This is a genomic window from Burkholderia cepacia (assembly GCF_001718835.1).
Lineage (GTDB): Bacteria > Pseudomonadota > Gammaproteobacteria > Burkholderiales > Burkholderiaceae > Burkholderia > Burkholderia cepacia_F.
In genome coordinates this window covers 2,641,233-2,660,893 of sequence record NZ_CP013444.1, presented here as the reverse complement: position 1 = coordinate 2,660,893, position 19,661 = coordinate 2,641,233, and the positions used below count along the sequence as shown (strand labels likewise).

The window sequence follows — 19,661 nt, the reverse complement described above, 5'->3', positions numbered from 1 at the left end:
GGGTCGCAGGCAACAATGCACGTCGCGAAATTTTCATATGTGGAATGGAGCCATTTCGGCTGATCAAAGCATAGTCATACTTTCGTTTTTACAGCCATTGGTAATAACAATCCCGGTAGCTGACCATGCGGTCGCGCGTTTTCCGGTGGAACGCGGGATTTTCCCGAATGAATGCGCCGTGCGCGTCGCGATCGACGCGCGGCAGGCGTTGCTCGACGTCATCGAGAATCTCGATGACGCACTTGCCGCAGAGTTGACTGATGAAAGGCGTGATCCAGTCCGGGGGATTAGGCCGTGAGTCTTTCGATTTGCCGCCGCCGTCCGAACCTCACGCGTGCTTCGTCAGGTATTTCGCGATCAGCGTCATCTGCGCGGCCCAGCCCTGATCGTTCATCTCGCGCGCCTTCGCGCGGCGTTCGGCGAACAGCTGGTCGAACCCGGCCTCGGTAATCGTCAGCAGCGTGCCGTCCGGCCTCGCGTCGAGCGTGAACGTGATCAGCGTCATCGGCTCGCTCGAATAATCGATGCCCGGATTGATCGCGAACGGATGCCAGCGAAAGGAGAACAGTTGCTTCGGCTCGACGCGATCGACGACGATTTCGAACACGGTGCCCGCATAGGGCTCCTGCGCCTTCGCGACGTCCGCGTCGACGGTCGTCGGCGTGATCCGTCCAAACAGCCGCTGGCCGGCGACGAACGGCCCGTCGAAGGAGACGCCGAACCACTGGCCGAATTCGCCGGAATTGCTGACGGCTTCCCACACGCGCTCCAGCGGCGCGGACAATACGGCCTGTTTTTCGATGCGATCGGTTTGCTGGGTCATGACGACCTCCAAGGGGGTGTGAAGCGTTGCCGTTGCGCACGGATCGCGCGCCGCGCACGTCAGGCCATGACCGCGTCGGGCACGTCGAGCACGAGGTCCGACGTCGCGACGGCCACGCACGGCAGCGTATAGCCGTTGGCCTTTTCCTCGCGGCTCAGCCCCGGCCATTCGATCGTGTAGCGTACGCTGCCGCTGACGATCCGGCAAAGGCAGCTTCGGCACGTGCCGTTGCGGCACGAACGCGGCAGCGACACGCGCGCGAACGCGGCGGCTTCGAGCAGCGTGAGCGAATCGGGCGCATCGAAGGTCGCGCCGAGCGGCTCGATGCGTACGAGGGGAGGACGTTCGGAATCGGTCATGTCGGAAGAAAACGGCGGATCACAACGGCAAGCCGCCAAGCATACCCGATGCCGTCCGCGCGTTCGCCGCGTTCGTCGTCAATGCCGGCGCAGGTGCCGGTATACGGTATTGCGGGCGAGGCCGAGCTCGCGCGCGGCCGCCGACACGTTGCCGCCATGCCGCGCGAGCGCGGCATCGATCACCGCCGTCTGGTGGTCCTGCAGCGTCGCCGCTTGACGCAGCGGTTTCGCCGGCGTTGCCGATGCCTCCGGCGCGTCGTGCGCCGCGTCGCAGTCGAGCCAGAAATCGTCGGGCAAATGGGCGAGCGTGATTTCGTCTTCGTCCTCGGCCAGCATGCCGGCCGTGCGCAGCACGTTGGTCATCTGGCGCAGGTTGCCGGGCCAGCGGTGGCGCGTGAACGCGTCGAGCACGTCGGCCGCGATGCGGCGCGGCATCGGTTCGCTGCGCGCGAGCCGCGCGAGAATCCGCTCGACGAGCGCGGGCAGGTCGGTGCGTGCCGCGAGCGCCGGCAGCGTGACCGCGAGCCCGTTGATCCGGTAGAACAGGTCTTCGCGGAACGTGCCTTCCGCGATCATCGCGCGCAGGTCGCGATGGGTCGCGCAGACCACGCGCACGTCGACCGGCACCGCGCGCGCGCCGCCGAGCGGCATCACCGCGCGTTCCTGCAGCACGCGCATCAGCCGGACCTGTTGTGCGAGCGGCATGTCGCCGATTTCGTCGAGAAACAGCGTGCCGCCATCGGCCTGCACGATCTTGCCGGGGCTGCCGCGCTTGCGTGCGCCGGTGAATGCGCCGTCCTCATAACCGAACAGCTCGGCCTCGATCAGCGAATCGGGCAGCGCGGCGCAGTTGACCGCGACGAACGGGCCGTCCGCGCGTGGCGATGCCTGGTGCAGTGCACGGGCGAGCCATTCCTTGCCGGTGCCGGTCTGGCCGAGGATCAACAGCGGCAGGTCGCGCCCGCGGATCTTCGCGACGCGTTCGAGCACGGCGGCCATGCGTGCGTCGCCCGTGTCGAGCGTCGCGAACGTGATCGCATCGGGATCGGTCGCGGGGGCGCGTGCGACGGACGGCGCGGCTGGCGTGACGGCGACGGCCGTTTTCTGTGCGTCGGCGAATTCGCAGCGCGCCAGCACGCGTACGCCGGTCGACAGCGTCAGCCGGAACGTCGCGCCCGGCGCGCGGGCAGCCTGCTGCGCGAGCAGGCCGAACGACATGCCGAACAGCGCATCGCAACCCTGGTGCCGCAGCGCGTCGAACGACGCGCCGAGCTGGAATTGCGCGCTGCGGTTCGCGGCGATCAGCCCGCCGTCGGGGCCGAAGGCGACGAGCCCGGCGAACAGCGAATCGACGCATTCCTCGTGCGCATGAAAGCGCAGCCGCAGCGCTTCCGCGCACTGGTTCGCGAACAGGTGGTTCTCGATCAGTTGCGCGGACATCCGCACGAGCGCGAGCGTGTGCGGGCTCGAGCCGCGCGGATCGCCGCTGACGTCGAGCGTGCCGAGCGTGCGGCCGAACGGGTCGAAGATCGGCGCGCACGAGCAGGTGAGGATGTGGTTGGCGAGCAGGAAGTGTTCGTCGCCGTGCACGGCGACGGCCTGGCCCGACGCGAGCGCGGTGCCGATCGCGTTGGTGCCGCGTGCGCCTTCCGCCCACGAGACGCCCGTGCACAGCGCGACGCGGTTGGCTTTCTCGATGAAGTCCGCGTCGCCGATGCTGTGCAGGATGACGCCGTCCGCGTCGGTCAGCACCACGAGACTTTGCGTGTCGGCGATTTGCGCGTGGAGGTTCTCCATGACCGGGCGGGCGTGCGTGTAGAGCGAGTGATGGGTCGAGATCAGTTCGCGCAGCGCGATGCGCGACAGCGGCGAGAAATCGGGACGTTCGTGCGCGCGCAGGCCGACCGCGGTCGAACGCGCATGCGCCTGCGCGAGCAGGTCGGTGCGACCCGCGGTGGCGGGCAGCACGAAAGGTTGCGGCATGACTTGTCTCCAGTGACCGGAGGGGGCGCGGTGGCGCGCGCTCCGATCTCATGCTGATCTGCAGCCGCCGGCGGGGTGCGTTCCCCGCTCGCGCGACGTCCGGCGCAGGCCGGCCACGCAGGAACGCTCCATCATACAAGCGCCGCGCGAGATGCGCGACTGCGGGCAAATTCTGCTTGTTTTTAAGCGGGCGCATGCAATCATGAAATTGGATCACGCCGCGCTTTGTTCCGCATTGCAACATGCATGCGACGCGACATGCATCCGTTCGGGAGACGCATCATGGTTCGGACGGAACTGAGAGTCGTGCTGGCGGCCATCGCCACATTCATCATGCTGGGCGGCATTGCCGTGGCGATCCACGGCCTGCTCTTCGATATCCAGGACGCGCTGCTCTACGGCGCGGCGGCGATCGGGCTGGGCGTCGCGACGACCGCGGTCGCGCTCAACGTGTGGCCGAAAGATCCCCATTGATGCCGGACCTGATTCGGCTCGCCCGGCGCGGGATTGACCAGACGAAAACCGCGGCGGAACGCCGCGCGCGCAAAATTTGCCTCCTGCGCCAAACCGTCTAAAGTGGAAAGCAACCGGCATGCATTGTCCGCGCCAAACGCCGCGGCCCGTGTCGTTGCCGGCGAGCCCGCGTACATTTCGTCCGGCCGGTGGCGGACGACGGACGCGGTCATTCGTTTTCTACCGGTCGAGGCGGGTCCCATGCAAATCCATTTCACGAACGAGAAGCCCGAGTATTCGGGGCGCGACCTCATGCTTGCGTTCACGGCGTTGGTCAATGGCGAGCGCGTCCAATGCCACATCACCGCGGAGGCGATGGAAGACCACTTCGGCGCGGCATCCCCGCGTTTCGAGGACATGGTCGGCGCATTCGACCAGCACCGCGACCGTATCGAGGCGGCTGCACGGCGCCTGCTGTCGGAGACGCGCGCGCAATGCGTGACGCTGCGCAGCGGCTACGTCCGCTTCTACGAGGCCAACTGCCGCTGAACGCCGAGCGCGTGTCGAGCGGGCGCCGCTGAGCGCAGCGGGCCCGGTCGCCGTCGAGTCCGCGCGCGCCGGAGGTTTGCCGTCGCCGTCTCGCGTCCACCCGATGCCCGCGCACCAATGAAAACGCCACTCGAAAGTGGCGTTTTTCGTTATGCGGCGGGTTGCGCGACGCTCATTCGCTGCCGAGATAGAAGAAGCGGAACAGGAACACGGCCGCGATGATCCACACGATCGGCTTGACCGAGCGGGCTTGGCCCGTCAGCAGCTTGAGGCCGCCGTATGCGATGAAACCGAACGCGACGCCGTTCGCGATCGAGTACGTGAACGGCATCAGCAGCGCGGTGAGCGCGGCCGGCACGGCTTCCGTCGCATCGTCCCACGGCACCTCGACCATCTCGCGCAGCATCAGGCACGACACGTACAGCAGCGCGGGTGCCGTTGCGTAGCCCGGCACGACGCCGGCGAGCGGCGCGATGAACAGGCACGCGAGGAACAGCACGGCGACGGTGATCGCCGTCACGCCCGTGCGGCCGCCGGCCTGCACGCCCGACGCGCTTTCGATATACGCGGTGGTCGACGACGTGCCGAGCACCGAGCCCGCGACGATCGCGGTGCTGTCGGCGAGCAGCGCCTTGTTCAGGCGGTTCATCTTGCCTTCGACGAGCAGGCCCGCGCGGTTCGCGACGCCCATCAGCGTGCCGGTCGCGTCGAACAGCTCGACGAGGAAGAACACGAGGATCACGTTGATGATGCCGGTCGACAGCGCGGCGCCGATGTCGAGCTTGAACAGCGTCGCGTCGATCGACGGCGGCGCGGAGAACACGCCGTGGAACTGGTTGCCGCCGAAGAAGAACGACAGGATCGTCACGCCGATGATGCCGATCAGGATCGCGCCGCGCACGCGCAGGTGGTCGAGCGTGACGATCGTGAAGAAGCCGACGATCGCGAGGATCGTGGTCGGCTTGTGCAGGTCGCCGAGCGTGACGAGCGTGGCCGGGCTGCCGACGATCACGCCCGAGGTCTTCAGCGAGATGATGCCGAGGAACAGGCCGATGCCGGCGGTGATCGAGATGCGCAGCGATTTCGGGATGCCGTTGACGATCGCCTCGCGCACGCGGAACAGCGTGACGAGCAGGAACAGGCAGCCGGAGATGAACACCGCGCCGAGCGCGGCCTGCCACGTGAAGCCCATTCCCTTGACGACCGTATACGCGAAATACGCGTTCAGGCCCATGCCGGGCGCGCACGCGATCGGGTAGTTCGCGTACAGCCCCATGATGATCGACGCCAGCGCCGCGACGAGGCAGGTCGCGACGAACACGGATTCCTTCGGCATGCCGGCATCGCCGAGGATCGCGGGGTTGACGAAGATGATGTAAGCCATCGTCAGGAACGTGGTGACGCCCGCGAGTATTTCGGTGCGGAAGTCGGTGCCGGCTTCAGCGAAGCCGAAATACCGCTTGATGGATTCCATGAAGGCGTTTCTCCGGTCGGGTTGTCGTGTTGCTTGTTACGTTGATTTTTTGTAGCGGCGCAGCCAGCCGGGCGCGGCGGGCTTACTGTAACCAGCCACTATTGGCCGGCTATCGGCGGATTGTAATAGCGCGGATAGCTCGGACGATATAGTGGCGGGGCGCGATCAGCGGCTGGCCGGGCACGGGCGGTCGGCGGGGCCGGCTGCGGGAAGGCGCGCATTTTACCGGTTCGGACGGGAAAGGGCGGCGAAACCGGACGAAACGGGACAAAACGAGGGGGGAGCGGCGCCGACGTGCGGGCGAAACGGAGCGTGCGCATGCTGCACGCGAACTGTGCATGCGCCGCCTCGTGTGCATGTGTGGCGACGCGAGTGCACGGGTGAATCGATTCGTCAGTCAAGCGCCGAGCGGGCATCGGGCTATCGTGCGCCGAAGCCGTCCCGTCCGCAACTGTCATCGCGTATTGCAATGCGGACTGTGGTTTCTGTGTAAAAGATTGCAAGACCCCATCGCATAAACCGGCAAGTCTTTCTAGGATAGATACACCGCGCATGCGCACCGGGCCGATGGTCGTTGACGCGGGGAGTCGGCGGCCCGTGGCGCGCCTGGTGGTAAAGCACGGCGGCCGTTGCGCACGCGGGCGCCGGGCGGCCGATTGCGATTGCCCGATGCGGGTTCGTCCGTAATCACGGAGGTCAGCATGTTGAACTGGATCAGCCGTTGGGCGATGCGACACGCCCCCACGCCGGAAAAAACCGCAGCGTCGATGCTCGTGACGGCGCGCATGGAACTGTTCGCTGCCGAACAGCGCGTCATCGACGCGAAATTACAAGCGGATTACTGGCGCACACGTGTGTCATTCCTCGAGGAGGTGCAGAAGCAGGGCATCGATCCGTGGGTGAGCGCGCAGCCGTCGCAACGACCTGAAATCGAATCCAGTCCGCGCGGCACGGGCCCGCGTCTCGCCGCCAGCACCTGATGGTCGCGCGCGGCGCGCGATCGCTCGCGGCACGCACCGGCGTGCCGCGTCATTCGATGCGCACCTGCGATGGGTTGAGCCGCAGGCGCGCACGTTTCCTCACGTCGCTCATGTTGGATCGCGCGTGACGACGGCCGCATCATTCCCGACTTCGCCAGGGCCCGCGCAGCATGCGCCGCATCTGCGCGAGCGCGCGTTGCAGCCGCTCGCCGCGCTTCACGTACGCGGTCGTGATCGATGCTTCGGCCGGGCGGGCGCCGTCGGTGCTCAGCCAGATGCGTTCGCCGCGCGGGATGCGCAGCACGTCGCCGGGGCGTATCCAGTAATCGTCGACGCTGCCCAGCCGCGTGACCCACAGCGTCGCGTCGTGCACGCGGATCTCGGCATCGTCCGGCGCGCGCCACGTCAGCGTCCTGCGCGGCGCGACCGCGAACTGCATCACGACCCGCGGCAATGCGATCGCATCGGTGCGGCACCGATCGGGACGAACAACCAGCCGGCTTGCTTGGTCCATCGTCATCTCCATCCGTTGAGCCGGACAGGATGACGCGTACCCAAACAAAAAAGGCCTCATCCGAATCCGGCGAGGCCTTGTGACATGCAGTGCTGCTCTGGATGCTAATGCACAAGCGCCTCCGGTGATCGCCACGTATGGGCGTTCACTCGGTGATTGATCGCGATGGCGATTGGCTTGAACGTAGGCATGCGAACGAGTTTGTCGTGGCAGCGCGGCAATGTCAACGGAAATTTTCGAGACAGGCGCGGGTCACGCGTCGCGTTGCGCGAGGCCGTTCACGAGCAGCTCGGACAGCAGGCCCGTCATCCCTTCCGGGTGCGTGGACGCGCGCGCCTTCAGCTGTTCGACGAGTTCCGCGTTGAGCTTGCATGCGAACGGCACGAGGCCTTGTTCCTGGTCGAGCTTGCGCTGCGCGCGGCGGTCGAGCTTGGCGGCGTCTTCGGCACCCTTGCCGAAACGCGCGGAGCTCGACTGCTTCATCGCGTGCGTCAGCTTGAGCGCCTTGTTCTTTTCGAGATCGGTTTTCTTCATGGCCATCGCGGCACCTCCGGGAAATTGAAGCCGCGATTGTACGCATTTCGGCGCGGGCCGCGCGCGCCGCCGCGCGTCACGCGCCCTTCGTCGTGCCCCAGTTGCCGCCGTGCGCGGCCGCCTGCGCGGCCGGCGAGCGGGCGAGGTAGGCGAGCGCCTGTTCGGTCGAGCCTTCGTGGTGCGGCGTATAGCCGGGCTTGAAATAGCGCAGCGCCGCGCCGATCACCTTCCAGAACGACGGCAGGTGCCCGCGCCGCGAGCCTTGCCACCACGCGAGCACGAAACCCGGGTAGCGGCCGGCGTCCGGGTCGCGCCGGTACATGAACTTCGCGCCCGTCGTGATGTAGTAGAGCAGCAGCAGGATCACGAACGCCATGTGCACGCAGCGCTCCGGATAGGTGCCGCCCATGTGCCGGTAGATGTCGAACGCGACCGTGCGGTGCTCGACCTCCTCCGCGCCGTGCCAGCGCAGCAGGTCGACCATCGTCGGGTCGGCTTTCCCCGCGTCGAGCCCGTGCGCGTTGAGCACCCAGTTGCCGAGATAGCCGAAGAAATGCTCGAGCGACGCGATCACCGCGAGCTGCTGCCGCAGCCAGAAACGCGTGTGGCCGATCTTCAGCCCGAGCGGCTGTTCGCCGAGCACGCGCGTGAACAGCCGGTTGAGCTTTTGCGTGAACGGCTTCGTGTCGATCCCGTGCCGGTCGTAGTAGTGCTTCAGCACGCCGCCGTGCGAACGCGAATGCACGGCCTCCTGCCGCAGGAAGCCTTCGGCCTCGTCGCGCAGGCGCGCGTCGGTGATCAGCGGCAGCGCCTTGTTGTACACGCGGCAGAACCACAGCTCGCCTTCCGGGAACAGCAGGTTCAGCGTGTTGATGATGTGCGTGCTGCCCGGGTCGTTCGGCACCCAGGTGATCGGCGTGTCGCTGAAGTCGAACTTCACGTGCCGGGCCTTGATCTTGTGATAGTCGGCGGTATCGGTCATCCTTGTCTCCCTGTGCGGCGTCGTGCGCCGTCAATGCGATGCCATGCTGACGCGGGCGATCATCCGGCCGAGCCACGGCATGAAGCGGCCGACGAAGCGCATCGCGTGCGCCTCGCCGCCGACGGCGACGACGGGGCGGTTGCGCAGCACGCCGTCGACCATCGCCTGCGCGACGGTTTCGGGTTTCAGGCCGCGCATCTGGTACAGCTTCGTCGCGCGCTTGCGCAGCCGCGCTTCGTCCTGTGCATTGGCGCCCGCGTATTGCGTCGACGCCATGATTCCCGTCTCCGCGAAGCCGGGGCACACGGCCGTCACGCCGATGCCTTTTCCCGCGAGCTCCGCGCGCATGCATTCGCTGAGCATCAACACGGCGGCCTTCGTCGTCGCATACGCGGGCAGGTCGCGCGACGGCCCGAACGCGGCGGCCGACGCGGTGTTGACGATGTGCCCGCCGGTGCCGCGCGCGGCCATCTGCTGCGCGAACAGCCGCGAGCCGTGGATCACGCCCCACAGGTTCACGTGCAGGATGCGCTCCCAGTGCCGCGTGCTCGTGTCGAGGATGCCGCCGGCCATGCCGATGCCCGCGTTGTTGATCACCACGTCCGCGCCGCCGAGTTCGCCGCCGACCCATGTCGCGAGCGCTTCCATTTCGTCGGCGGACCCGACGTCGACGCGTTTCGCATGCGCCTGCGCGCCGGTCAGCCCGATCAGCAGCGCGGTGCGTTCGGCGCTCGCGAGATCGATGTCGCACGCGACGATCGTCGCGCCTTCGCGCGCGAACGCGAGCGCCGCGCAGCGGCCGATGCCGCTGCCCGCGCCGGTGACGACCGCGACCTTGCCGCTGAAGCGGCCGCTCGTTGCGCGGCGGCGCGCGTTCGCGAGCGCGGGCGGCTCGTTGCCTGATTCGACCGCGTCGATCAGTTGCCCGGCCAGATCCGCGAAGCGCGCCGGATCGGCGAGCGGCAGCCAGTGGCCGGCCGCGACCTCACGGCGGTAGTACTGCGGCACCCAGCGCGACAGGTGCTCGGACAGCGCGGGGCTCACGTACTTGTCGCCGAGCGGCACGATCGTCTGCACCGGTGCATGCGCATGGCGTTCGCGCGGTGCGAACAGGCAGCGAATGAAGTTCGCGCGATAGAGGCGCACGCCGCGCGCGCCGTCGTCGGCTTGCGTCGGGCGCGGCGCGACGGGCGTTTTTTCGAGCCGGCGCAGCAGGCGCGGCCACGCGCGGCCGAGCCACAGCCGCCAGCCGAGCTCCGGGATGAACGGCAGGTGGAACAGGTACACGTACCACGAGCGCACGAGCTGGCCGCCGAGCCTGGCGAGCGACGCGGGCGTCGGGTGCAGCACGCGTTCGCGCAGCCAGAAACCGACATGGTCGAGGCACGGCCCCGAGCACGACGTGTACGACGCGATGCGGCCGGAAAGGCGCGGATCGGTGACGAATTCCCAGCCCTGGATCGAGCCCCAGTCATGCGCGACCAGATGCACGGCGCGACCGGGGCAGAGCGCGTCGATCACCGCGACGAAATCGTCGGTCAGCTTCGCGAGGTGGTAGTCGGCCGTGCGCTTCGGCACGCCGGACAGGCCCGCGCCGCGCACGTCGTACGCGATCACGTAGTGCTTGCGCGCGAGCAGCGGCGCGACGTGCTGCCAGACGCTGCTGTCGTCGGGATAACCGTGCACGAGCACGACCGGCGAGCGGGCCGGGTCGCCCCAGGTCCTGACCGCGAGCGTCAGGTCGCCGGAGGCGACCGCCGTTTCGCTATGAACCGATTCGAACAGGGCCAGCGGCGCTTCGTCGGAAAGAGGCTGCATCGTGAGTCCGTCGTTCAGGGAGTCGGAAGGAAAGGCGGGTTCGCGTCAGGCGGCGGCCGGCACGGTCGCGACGGCCTGCGCACGCTCGGCCAGGCGGCGCTGCCAGCGGCGCACGTGCGGCAGGTCTTCGTCGAGCCAGTACGCGTCGTCTTCGGTGATCACGAGCAGCTCTTCGAATTTCGCGCCGACGCCGGCGAAGCCGAGATGCGGCTCGACGGCCCACAGGCCCGGCACGGGTGCATGCTCGGAGCGGCGGTCGATCGACCACAGCGGCGACCAGCCTTGCTGTTTCGCCGCGCGCCCCTGGTCGAGCAGCAGGTTGCGCGTCGCGTTCAGCCCGAAGCGCGCGACGAAGCGCGGCTTCGACAGCTTGTGGATCTTCGCGACGCGATGCGCGAGCACCTTGAACGGATAGGCCTTGTGGCGCGGCTCGACGCCCTGGCGGCGGCACAGCGCGTCGACTTCCTGCGCGACCTCGGCCATCGGCCGGCGCGCCTTCACGAGCCGCACGATCAGGTCGCGATGGTCCATCAGGTCGTCCTGCAACTGCTCGAGGATCGGGTTCTGGCCGAGGCAGTGCGCGTAGCCGACGTCGGCCACGATGCCGTCGAGCACCGGCGCGACGTCGAGGATCACCGGCATGTCGGTTTCGAGCTGCCGGTTGCTCGGGAAGAACGCGAGATTGAAGCCGCCCATGTGCTTGAGGCCCGAGAAGCCCTGGAAGGCGGTGCGGTCGCCGAACCACGCGAACGGCTTGTGCAGCCAGTCGTGCACGCCGTTGTCCTGCAGCCATTCGGTCAGCAGGCGCGCGGCTTCCTTTTCGGTGATGCCGGGGTAGAGCATCGCGCCGACGGTCTCGACACAGCGGTAGGCAAGCTGCTGGACCGCGCGGAATTGCGGCAGCTCGTCGAGGTGGACTTCCGGCAGGGGATGGTCGGTCATCGTGGCGTCTCCGGTTTCGTGCAAGCGTGTCGTCGCTGATCCGGAACGCGCCCGCCGGGCGTCGTCGCCGCCGCCGCCGGGTTATTCAGTCAGCATTTAATGTGTCATTGATTGATGTAACGATCATAGACGGTTTCGCCGGACGCGCCAGCCCCTGGAGATGAGGATTTCTCCCAATGGAGCGGGGAATTGGAGGGGGTGCTCTAGGCTAGGCCCTGGGTCACTGCCACGATCGCGGCGACACGGAGAGCCGCTTGTTCTGCTCGGCAAGCGCCTGGATCAGCCCGTCGACGCCCTTCTGCTGGATGATCTCGTTGAACTGGTGCCGGTAGATCTGCACGAGCCACACGCCCATCACGTTCAGGTCGTACACGCGCCAGCCCGTCGGCGAGCGGTAGAGGCGGTAGTTGATTTCGACGGGTTCGCCGTTGTAGACGGCCACCGTCCTGACGACGGTGTCGGTCGCGTCGGCCGGCGCGTGGGACGGCGGATACCGGAATTCCAGGTTGGGCGTCACGAGTCCGAGCGCGCCCGAATACGTGTGGATCAGCAATTGCTCGAACTGTTTCGTGATCGCGTCCTGTTGCTCGGGCGTCGTCTTTTTCCAGGACGGGCCCATCGCCAGTCGGGTCGTGCGGCGCAGATCCGTGTACGGAAGGATGTTGCGATTGACGATCTCCATGATTCGCGCGGTGTCGTTCGGCGCGATCGCGCGGGCGCGCATTTCCTGCTGGATCTCGCGGGTGACGGTCTGGATCAGCGACTGTGCGGCGGACTGATCGTCGATATGAACGTCGGCCGTTTCGCAACACGCCGGTGTTGACCAGGCAACCAGTGGCGCGGCCAGAACCAATGCCGTGGCGAACGTGATGATTCGTGCATGATTCGACATGTTTGATCCGACGAGTGGCTCACCTGCTTGAGCATACTAAAAATGTCGTCGCCGGATGTGTTCGTGAAATCAAGCTTTGCTCGCGGCGAGCAGCCGGGCGACATTGCGCTCGGCCAGTGCGGCGATCGTGCGCGAAGGATTCAGTCCCAGCGCACGCGGGATCGTCGCACCGTCCATCACGTACAACCCGTCGTAGCCGAATACTTTTCCGTCCGCGTCCACCACGCCGTCCGCGCGCGTCAGCCCCATGTTGCAGCCGCCGAGCGGATGCGGCGTGATCAGCTTGTGGAAGGCGCTCCACGTCGGCGGGACGAACGGTTCGCCGCCGGTGGCGGCCGACAGGCGCCGGTGGACGTCGACCATCGCGTCGACGACAGGCTTCGATCGCGCATACGACCAGTCGAGCCGCAGCTCGCGGCGCCATGGGGCAAGCCAGCTGCGACCGAGACGCATGCGTCCGTCCCCCGGATCGATCGCCTGGCCGAACCACGGCATCATGTTGTCGACCGGGTCATCGCAATCGAAATGGCGCGCAAAGGCCCGCCAGAACGTTCGCATGACCCTGCCATGCGAACGCTGCAGGCGGCTGCGCACGAAGTCGTGCGCGAGATCGGGCACGCCGCCGTCCTCCACGAACAGCGCCTGACCATTGGCGGCGCTCCGGTCGAGCAGGTCGATCGCGGCGGAAATGGTGACGCCGTGCGACGGCGAGATCTTGCGGCGGTTGTAGAAGGTGGGGGTGACGAAGTCGCCGTTGAAGGCCCAGCCCCAGCCGAGCCGAGGCGACAGATTCGGCAGCGTGCGATGCTCGTCACGGCAGCGGAGCAGCAATTCGGTGCTGCCGATCGAGCCGGCGCCAACGATCACCTTGGCCGCCGTGGCGGTGCCGGGTGCGCAACTGCCGGCGGCGGGATCGATGACGTCGAAATGCACGCGCCATCCCTGGTCGAGCGGCTCGAGTTTTTGCACCACGTGCAGCGGCAGGATTCTTGCGCCGTGGCGCTCGGCCACGGCCAGGTAGTTGAGGTCGAGCGTATTCTTCGCCGACACCTGGCATCCGATGTCGCAATTGCCGCAGTGCACGCACGTGCCTTGCGTGACGCCGTGGACGTTGACGTACTTGACTGAATGCCGGTCGTCGCGCGCATCGGGCAAGGACGGATCGTAGGTCGGCGAGAAGGACACCGCGAGCGGCAGCTTGCGAAAGCGATCGCCCCAGCCGCAGGCGTCGGCGGCATCGCGCAGCAAGCGGGTGCGTTCGCTGATCTGGTTGTCGGGCACCTCCTGGACCGACAGCATCCAGCCCACACGCTCGTAGTAAGGCTTGAGCGCGTCGTAGGTGATCTCCGGCGGCCAGCCTCGGTCGAAGACGTCGGGTTTGGCCTCGACCGAGACGTTCGCATAAATCAGGGAGCCGCCACCTACGCCCGCGGCCGCGACCACCGACATATTGGAAAACACGCGCAGGTCGGCCCAGCCGTGGAATCGTTGCGGGTGCAACTGGTTCCAGAGCCACGGGTCGGACTCGTCTCGCGGATACGTATCGGGCGTCCAGCGGTGACCGCGCTCCAGCACCAGCACGCTGCGTCCGGCCTCCGCGAGACGGCAGGCCGCCACCGCCGCGCCGAAGCCGCTCCCGATGACGATGACGTCGTATTCCATCGCGCTCATGACGGCGATCTCCTGACATAGGTGCGCCACAGTTCCGATGCGAAAAACCGGAAGAACCGCCAGATCGCATTCGCCGCCCGACCCGACGTCCTGGCGTTCGTCGCATGCACCGTGCCCATCAGCCGCACGAGCTCGGGCACGCCGAGATGCAGCACGCCGGCGCCGACCACCTTGCCGCTCGCGTCGCAGCCCTCGTGCAGCGTCGTATAGAGCGTCGTCGTCTCGCTCCACATCCTGAACGGGCTGCCGATGCGCACATGTTTCTTGCCCGCGAGGTAGTACGAGCGGCCTTCATGGCGAAAGCCGATCTCGTAGACCATATAGGTCAGCCGCGGATCGCCGCTCGGCGTAAACAGGCCGAAAACACCGGACTCCGAAGGCATCGCGGCGCCCAGCGGCGCGAAGTCGATGTGGCCCGTCAGGCCGCCCACGTGCCGGGGATCGTCGATGAAGGCCGCGATATCCTCGATGTGGATCGTCGCGTGCAGGGTCAGCACGAACGCACGGCCATCGCGTTCGCCTGCTTGCGGGTCCGTCGCGCCGAGGCAAAAGCCGCCCGCCATCGTCTCGCGGAAGCCGAGGCCCACGCCCGGCTCGCGCATCGCGGATGCCGTCGGGTCCAGCGGCGCCGACGTACCCGCGCGCAGCGTGCGCCGCGCGTCGCGGTAGCCCATGTCGATCAGCGTCGCGGCATCGATCCGGCCGCGGTAGAAATCCGGATCGAGCGGCAGCGGCACCTCCGGCTTGATCACGTGCACGACGATCGGCTGGTCGTGACCGAACACGGTCTCGCCCCGCGCGATGCGTCGATTGATGTCGGCAATCATGGCCAGCTCCCCGTTCAGCGCGCCCACGGCGCTCATTTCGATCATGTGCACGTACTGGTTGAACGCGCCGTTGTGGTAGGCGGGCGTGTCGCCGATGCACCAGACGAGCCACAGTTCGCGCGCGCCGCGCTCGACGCAGCTCATCAGGTTGGCGTCCTTGATCCACACCGCGTCGGTCCAGGTCTTGCCGTCGGCCATCACGGCCGGCATGAAGATGGGCAGCGACGCGGCCGCGACCAGACGCTGCAGGTCGAGGTTCGGGTGCGGGATCGGCACCACGGTCTTGTCGTCGAAGCAGCAGACGCTGAACGAGCCGTCGATGCCGACGGCCGCGCGGATGCGGTCGACGGCGATTCCGAGCGCCGGATACACGTGCTCCGTCAGACCCGACGCGCTGCCCAGCGCGCTCATGTCGGCCACATGCAGATATTCGGTCACGGGCCTGAGCGCGGCGAACGCCTTGACGGGCAACGCGCGCCAACGCGCGCAGAGTTCGTCCGGCAGCACGCCGGACAGCAGCGCGGACAGGTTGATCGTGCCGCCCGACGCGCCGTCGGCGTGACTGAATCGCAGGCCTTCGTCGAACAATGCCTTGATCGCGCCGGCCTGATAGGCGACGCGCATGCCGCCGCCCGCCAGCACCAGCGCGCGCCGGGCCATCGGATCGTCGGCGGCGATCGGGGGACGATGCGCGGGGCTCATGACGACCTTCCGCGAATGAACGTGCGCGAGCGCTTCACCGGTCATCCCCCTCTGCGTCGCAAGTCGAGATAGAGCAGGCCGCTGGCGCCGTCGAATGCCGCCACCAGCAGCGCCGCGTAAACGAATACGCCGTGCATCACGCCCCAGGCCACGAACGCCGCCGCAAGCAGCTTCTGGCATGCGCCCCACAGCAGCACCACGGAAAGCGCTCCCGTGGCGCGCTGCGCATGCAGCAGGCTGCCCCCGAACAGCACCATGAACATTCCCACTGTCGCAAACAATTGAGCCCCGAGTCCATCGGGCGGCGCGGCCGCGATGAGCGCCGCCAGCACGGCCGGTACGAGCACCTGGGCCGCGCCGGTCAGCACGGTGATGGCGGCGATCGCGGTCGTCATTCGGCGCTCGACGCTCAGGACGTCCATCGTCACCTCAGCGCGGAATAGCGGGAGCGATTGGCCCAGCGGGCGAAATACCAGGCCAGCGCGGACCACTGAATGCACCATAGCGCGACGCGCAGCCGATTGAGCCGCATCCAGTCGTCCAGCACCTGCCGCAGTCTCGCCGCATCCTTGATGTGGCCGGCCAGTTCGGCATTGAGCGGGAAGATCCACTCGAGCGTGACGAACGTGGCGACGAGCACGCCGAGCAGCACCACGATCGGCACCCAGCGCGTGGGCTGACGCCATTCGGCCACCAGCATCACGCTGCCGCTCGCGAGCATCAGCTTCGTCATGACCGTGAAGAACGCGGTGGCCGCCGTAACCTGGGGAACGAACTGCAGGTAGTAGTTGTCGGTCGTGAGCTGCGGTGCGACGGGAAACGAGAACAGCACGAGCGAGGCGCCCGTGCCCAGGTAAATCGACGCGCACAGCAGCAGGAACGCGTGGTTGGCGATCAGCAGGCGGCCGCTCATGGCGCGGATTCCCAGTCGGCCGGGCGGGCCGGCGGTGCGAGCCATTGCTGCGACGGGGCGAGCGGGTAGGTGGTCTCGAGGCCCGGCATCGGCTGTGCAGGCGGCTCGGCCTCGGTCACGAACCAGCATTCGAAATAGTCGTCGAGCACACCCGCCGTGGACGGGAAGAACCCGGTGGCGATCGGCGTCGGATCGATATCCAGCGTCTTCAGCCATGCCATCCGCGGGTGGTCGCCGATGAACAGGCGTGCCGAGCCGGGTGTGAACAGCGAGAAGCCGAGCTTGCCCTTGAAATAGATGTAGGACTTCATGAGCATGCCGCGAAAGCAGCAGTAATTGACTGCGCCCGTGCTGACCGGCAGCCATGCCGATTTCGGCTTCGTCACGTCGATGCGCATCATCATCTGGCCGTCGAGGTCGTACTGGCTGCTCACCCAGCGCTCGCCGATCACGAAGTCGAGATTGGCCTGATGCTTGGGCATGCCCCAGATGCCGCGGCCGCCCTTCACCGAAATATCGGTCGACACGGGCAGGTCCACGACGTATTGCCCGGTGCCGAAGGGCTTCATCAGCAGGCCCGGCAACAGGCGCGGGGGCGGGCGCCGGCCGTGCGTGCACGCGATGGCGATCGAGTACTCGACGTAGCGGCCGATGTTGGTGACGACATAGTCGATCACCGTCACGACGAGCAAGCCGCGGCGCCAGAGCTGAAACGGATGCACCTCGTTGCCCGGAATCACGCGGCGCGCCGCGTCGAGATCGATCGAGAACACCGCCATCAGCGCCGGCGACGTGTCGGAGGCGACCGGCATCCGGAACGGGATGTCGTCGACCAGCGCATGGCGGCCCGCGAGCCGCGTCTGTCGCATCGGGATAGCCATCGCCGGCCTCCTTGGTTTGCCGTGAGTCAGTGACGCGCAGCCAGCGCCGCCAGCATGACGGGAAATACGTCTCGCGCGGCGTGCTTTCCAATGAAGACGTCGAGGTGGCCGTAGCCGCCCAGCACGTGAAGCTCGTGATAGTTCGGCCGGTGCCGCTCGAACCAGTCGAACGTGGCCTGCTGGCTCTGCCACTTGAAGCAGTCGTTGAGCTCGCCGGCGATAAACGCGAAGCGCGCCTGCGTCCGCGGCGGCTGCGCCGTCGGGTCGGCCTGCAGCCCGGGCAGCTTCGACACCAGGTGGCCGGCGTCCAGGCACCGGGTCATCTGCCGGAAGAACGAGATCGGGACCTTCGCGAATTCCTGCCGGATCCAGTCGTGCACCGCGTCGCTGAGGTTTTCGTGGCGCCACAGCACGGGAAAGCCGGTGCCGTAGGTGAAACTGGAAAAGCGGCAGACGCCGTTTGTGCATTCGTGGTGCGTGAGCAGCACGAGGGCCTTGAGCAGGTTCGGCACGACGCCGGTGGCGTGCTCGCCCCATCGAGGGTCGAGGTAGTCGGTCATCGCGCCGACGACGGGCAGCGCGTAGCGCCCCTTGAGATGCGAGATCGTCGAGACCTGCGGATGCAGCGACACGGCGTTGGACACGATGGTGTCGACTTGCGGAACGAGGCCGCCCACCGCGGACAACATGAAACTGGTCGAGCCCTGGCAGTGCACCACCGCCTTGATCGAGGGCGCGCCCGTCAGTTCGACGACCTTGCGCACCGCGGCCGGGTGGTCGTACAGGGCCGCGTCGTCCAGCGTCCACTCGCATGGCGGAAGATCGATGCTGGCCCGCCAGTTTTCCAGCCAGACGTCGTAGCCCTCGTCGATCAACGCATCGACGAAAGTCGTGTTGTTAGGTGGACGAAAGATATTGGCGCGAACGCCGGCGCCGTGAACCAGGAGGACAGGGGGCTTCGTCGGCCGGCCGGCGCCGAGGACGTGAACGAGGTTGCACCCGTGGCCGTCGTCAGCGCGAAAAGCAACCACTTCTTCTCTCGGCATGGGAGCCCCCTTCTTACTTCTTATCTGGACAGCATTGTCCATATATTTGACAATGTCAAACGCGCCGTGTAGTGCCTCGATCGGTGCCTCGATTCACGCACGCGACCGTGCCGGCGTGTTCACTCGTGCTTGTCGTCTCCGTCCCGGAGGACCGCATGCAAATCGACTTCCATCACGCCGTCACCTACGTGGCCGCCCGGCTCGGCGGAATGCCGCACGATCAGGCGAGCACGGTGGCCCACGCCGCCCAATACGTCGACGACGCAACCTGCGACGGCCCGTTGCAGTTCGACAGCGGCGAGCGCTACGTGCGGGTCACGTCCTCGCACAAGATGCAGGACATCACGAAGAACGCCGAAGCGGCGGACAACCGGCTGGTCTGGCTGCCGTTCCACTTTCTGCCCGGCAATGCCGCGCCGCCGCCGGGCTGCACGCCCGAAGAGGCTTTTCAGCATCGGCTGATATGCAAGCCGGATAGCGAAATCGCGCGCGCGATGGTCGCGGACTGCATCCGTCACCGCGACCTGCCGTTTGCGCTGCACCGGTTCGGCGTCGCGCTGCATACCTACGTCGATACCTGGGCGCACCAGCAGTTCGTCGGCGGCTTGTGTGATCTCAACGACCTCGCGGATGTCGGTGTCGACGACGATCCCGCCTACAACGGTTCCCACGCCTATGCCGAGATGACGGGCCTCAAGCAGAAGCTGGCGGAATTCCTCGCCGACTTCCTTCCCGTGGGGCACGCGGCGGCCACCACGTTTCCCGACATCCCGTTCATTCGATGGCACTTCACGCGCAAGAACGGCGAAACGGTGCAGCGCGACAACCCGGCCGACTTCCTTGCCGCCGCGGGCGGCGCCTTCAATATGGTGCGGCGCTACGTCGCCGGTGACGAGAAGTTGGCGGACGTGGCGCTGCCACCCGCTGACGCCGCCGCGATCGACAGTTTGCTGCGCGGCACTCAGGAGATCGATGGCGAAGCGCGGCACCAAACCTGGATTGCCGCGATCGCGAAAGGAACGTTCTCGTTCGGCGCGGCGCAGATCACCTACGCCAGCCAGGGCCCGACCTCGTGGAAGATGCTCGCCCTCGGCAAGGACCCGCAGGACCCCGAAGCTGAAGAAGACGAGACTTTCACATTCACGCCGGGCTTTCTCACTTCCAACTGGAAACGCTTCCACGACGCGGTGCAATACCAGCGGCTGTTCGTGTTGCACGACCTGCTGCCGCGCTTCGGCTTGTGCGCTTCCTGATTGACGCCGGCTTTCGAAATTTCGGCTTCCGTGTTCAATGCGCCGGAGTGTTGACTCATGTGCGC

General features: G+C 66.9%; 20 protein-coding genes. 4 read left to right on the top strand and 16 right to left on the bottom strand.

Features of this window, described 5'->3' with window-relative positions; genetic code table 11:
- Positions 1-328 precede the first annotated feature (328 nt).
- The 3 genes from WT26_RS31675 to WT26_RS31665 form a co-directional block, all read right to left on the bottom strand.
- Positions 329-823: an SRPBCC family protein gene (locus WT26_RS31675; RefSeq protein WP_069274787.1), complete on the bottom strand. Its 495-nt coding sequence runs from the start codon at positions 821-823 to the stop codon at positions 329-331.
- Positions 824-882: 59 nt separating this feature from the next.
- Entirely contained in the window at positions 883-1,182 is a 300-nt protein-coding gene (locus WT26_RS31670) for a 2Fe-2S iron-sulfur cluster-binding protein (RefSeq protein WP_069274786.1), read from the bottom strand.
- A gap of 78 nt (positions 1,183-1,260) precedes the next feature.
- A complete protein-coding gene (locus tag WT26_RS31665) occupies positions 1,261-3,165 on the bottom strand; it encodes a sigma-54-dependent Fis family transcriptional regulator (protein ID WP_069274785.1) in 1,905 nt (634 codons plus the stop codon).
- A gap of 246 nt (positions 3,166-3,411) precedes the next feature.
- On the opposite strand from WT26_RS31665, the gene WT26_RS31660 reads away from it, so the two are divergent.
- Positions 3,412-3,639, top strand: a complete 228-nt coding sequence (locus tag WT26_RS31660; protein WP_069274784.1) for a DUF2964 domain-containing protein — start codon at positions 3,412-3,414, stop codon at positions 3,637-3,639.
- Between the two features lie 240 nt (positions 3,640-3,879).
- The gene (locus tag WT26_RS31655) at positions 3,880-4,167 is read left to right on the top strand and encodes a DUF1488 domain-containing protein (RefSeq protein WP_069275216.1); all 288 of its coding nucleotides are present in this window, start codon (positions 3,880-3,882) and stop codon (positions 4,165-4,167) included.
- A 172-nt stretch (positions 4,168-4,339) separates the two neighbouring features.
- On the opposite strand, the gene WT26_RS31650 is transcribed toward WT26_RS31655, so the two are convergent.
- Positions 4,340-5,641 (bottom strand): NCS2 family permease, encoded by a 1,302-nt coding sequence (locus WT26_RS31650; protein WP_059525437.1) that lies wholly within the window; start codon positions 5,639-5,641, stop codon positions 4,340-4,342.
- 701 nt (positions 5,642-6,342) lie between these two features.
- On the opposite strand from WT26_RS31650, the gene WT26_RS31645 reads away from it, so the two are divergent.
- Positions 6,343-6,621 carry a hypothetical protein gene (locus WT26_RS31645; protein ID WP_069274783.1) on the top strand — a complete coding sequence of 93 codons (279 nt, stop codon included), beginning with the start codon at positions 6,343-6,345 and terminating at the stop codon, positions 6,619-6,621.
- Positions 6,622-6,760: 139 nt separating this feature from the next.
- Here the strand turns inward: WT26_RS31645 and WT26_RS31640 are convergent, their stop codons facing one another.
- The 12 genes from WT26_RS31640 to WT26_RS31585 form a co-directional block, all read right to left on the bottom strand.
- On the bottom strand, positions 6,761-7,135 hold the full coding sequence (locus WT26_RS31640) for a DUF2917 domain-containing protein (RefSeq protein ID WP_069275215.1): 375 nt from the start codon (positions 7,133-7,135) through the stop codon (positions 6,761-6,763).
- 252 nt (positions 7,136-7,387) lie between these two features.
- Complete coding sequence (locus WT26_RS31635) at positions 7,388-7,675, bottom strand: hypothetical protein (RefSeq protein WP_069274782.1); 288 nt, start codon at positions 7,673-7,675, stop codon at positions 7,388-7,390.
- Positions 7,676-7,745: 70 nt separating this feature from the next.
- Positions 7,746-8,651, bottom strand: a complete 906-nt coding sequence (locus WT26_RS31630) for a metal-dependent hydrolase (RefSeq protein WP_069274781.1) — start codon at positions 8,649-8,651, stop codon at positions 7,746-7,748.
- A gap of 30 nt (positions 8,652-8,681) precedes the next feature.
- On the bottom strand, positions 8,682-10,469 hold the full coding sequence (locus WT26_RS31625; protein WP_069274780.1) for an SDR family oxidoreductase: 1,788 nt from the start codon (positions 10,467-10,469) through the stop codon (positions 8,682-8,684).
- A 45-nt stretch (positions 10,470-10,514) separates the two neighbouring features.
- Entirely contained in the window at positions 10,515-11,411 is an 897-nt protein-coding gene (locus WT26_RS31620) for a M24 family metallopeptidase (protein ID WP_069275214.1), read from the bottom strand.
- A 220-nt stretch (positions 11,412-11,631) separates the two neighbouring features.
- Complete coding sequence (locus tag WT26_RS31615) at positions 11,632-12,303, bottom strand: MlaC/ttg2D family ABC transporter substrate-binding protein (RefSeq protein ID WP_069271573.1); 672 nt, start codon at positions 12,301-12,303, stop codon at positions 11,632-11,634.
- 69 nt (positions 12,304-12,372) lie between these two features.
- Positions 12,373-13,974, bottom strand: coding sequence for a GMC oxidoreductase (locus WT26_RS31610; RefSeq protein WP_069271572.1), 1,602 nt, complete (start codon positions 13,972-13,974; stop codon positions 12,373-12,375).
- On the bottom strand, positions 13,971-15,503 hold the full coding sequence (locus tag WT26_RS31605) for a patatin-like phospholipase family protein (RefSeq protein WP_230461668.1): 1,533 nt from the start codon (positions 15,501-15,503) through the stop codon (positions 13,971-13,973). Before WT26_RS31605 ends, WT26_RS31610 begins: the two co-directional genes overlap by 4 nt.
- A gap of 41 nt (positions 15,504-15,544) precedes the next feature.
- On the bottom strand, positions 15,545-15,925 hold the full coding sequence (locus WT26_RS31600) for a hypothetical protein (RefSeq protein WP_059718960.1): 381 nt from the start codon (positions 15,923-15,925) through the stop codon (positions 15,545-15,547).
- A 2-nt stretch (positions 15,926-15,927) separates the two neighbouring features.
- Positions 15,928-16,416 (bottom strand): DUF1772 domain-containing protein, encoded by a 489-nt coding sequence (locus WT26_RS31595; RefSeq protein WP_059534809.1) that lies wholly within the window; start codon positions 16,414-16,416, stop codon positions 15,928-15,930.
- Positions 16,413-17,297: an acetoacetate decarboxylase family protein gene (locus WT26_RS31590; RefSeq protein ID WP_230461667.1), complete on the bottom strand. Its 885-nt coding sequence runs from the start codon at positions 17,295-17,297 to the stop codon at positions 16,413-16,415. The genes WT26_RS31595 and WT26_RS31590 overlap by 4 nt, the downstream gene beginning before the upstream one ends.
- Positions 17,298-17,323: 26 nt before the next feature.
- Positions 17,324-18,343, bottom strand: coding sequence for an esterase/lipase family protein (locus WT26_RS31585; RefSeq protein WP_080485795.1), 1,020 nt, complete (start codon positions 18,341-18,343; stop codon positions 17,324-17,326).
- A gap of 155 nt (positions 18,344-18,498) precedes the next feature.
- On the opposite strand from WT26_RS31585, the gene WT26_RS31580 reads away from it, so the two are divergent.
- The gene (locus WT26_RS31580) at positions 18,499-19,596 is read left to right on the top strand and encodes a DUF6765 family protein (protein ID WP_059953351.1); all 1,098 of its coding nucleotides are present in this window, start codon (positions 18,499-18,501) and stop codon (positions 19,594-19,596) included.
- Positions 19,597-19,661: the final 65 nt, after the last annotated feature.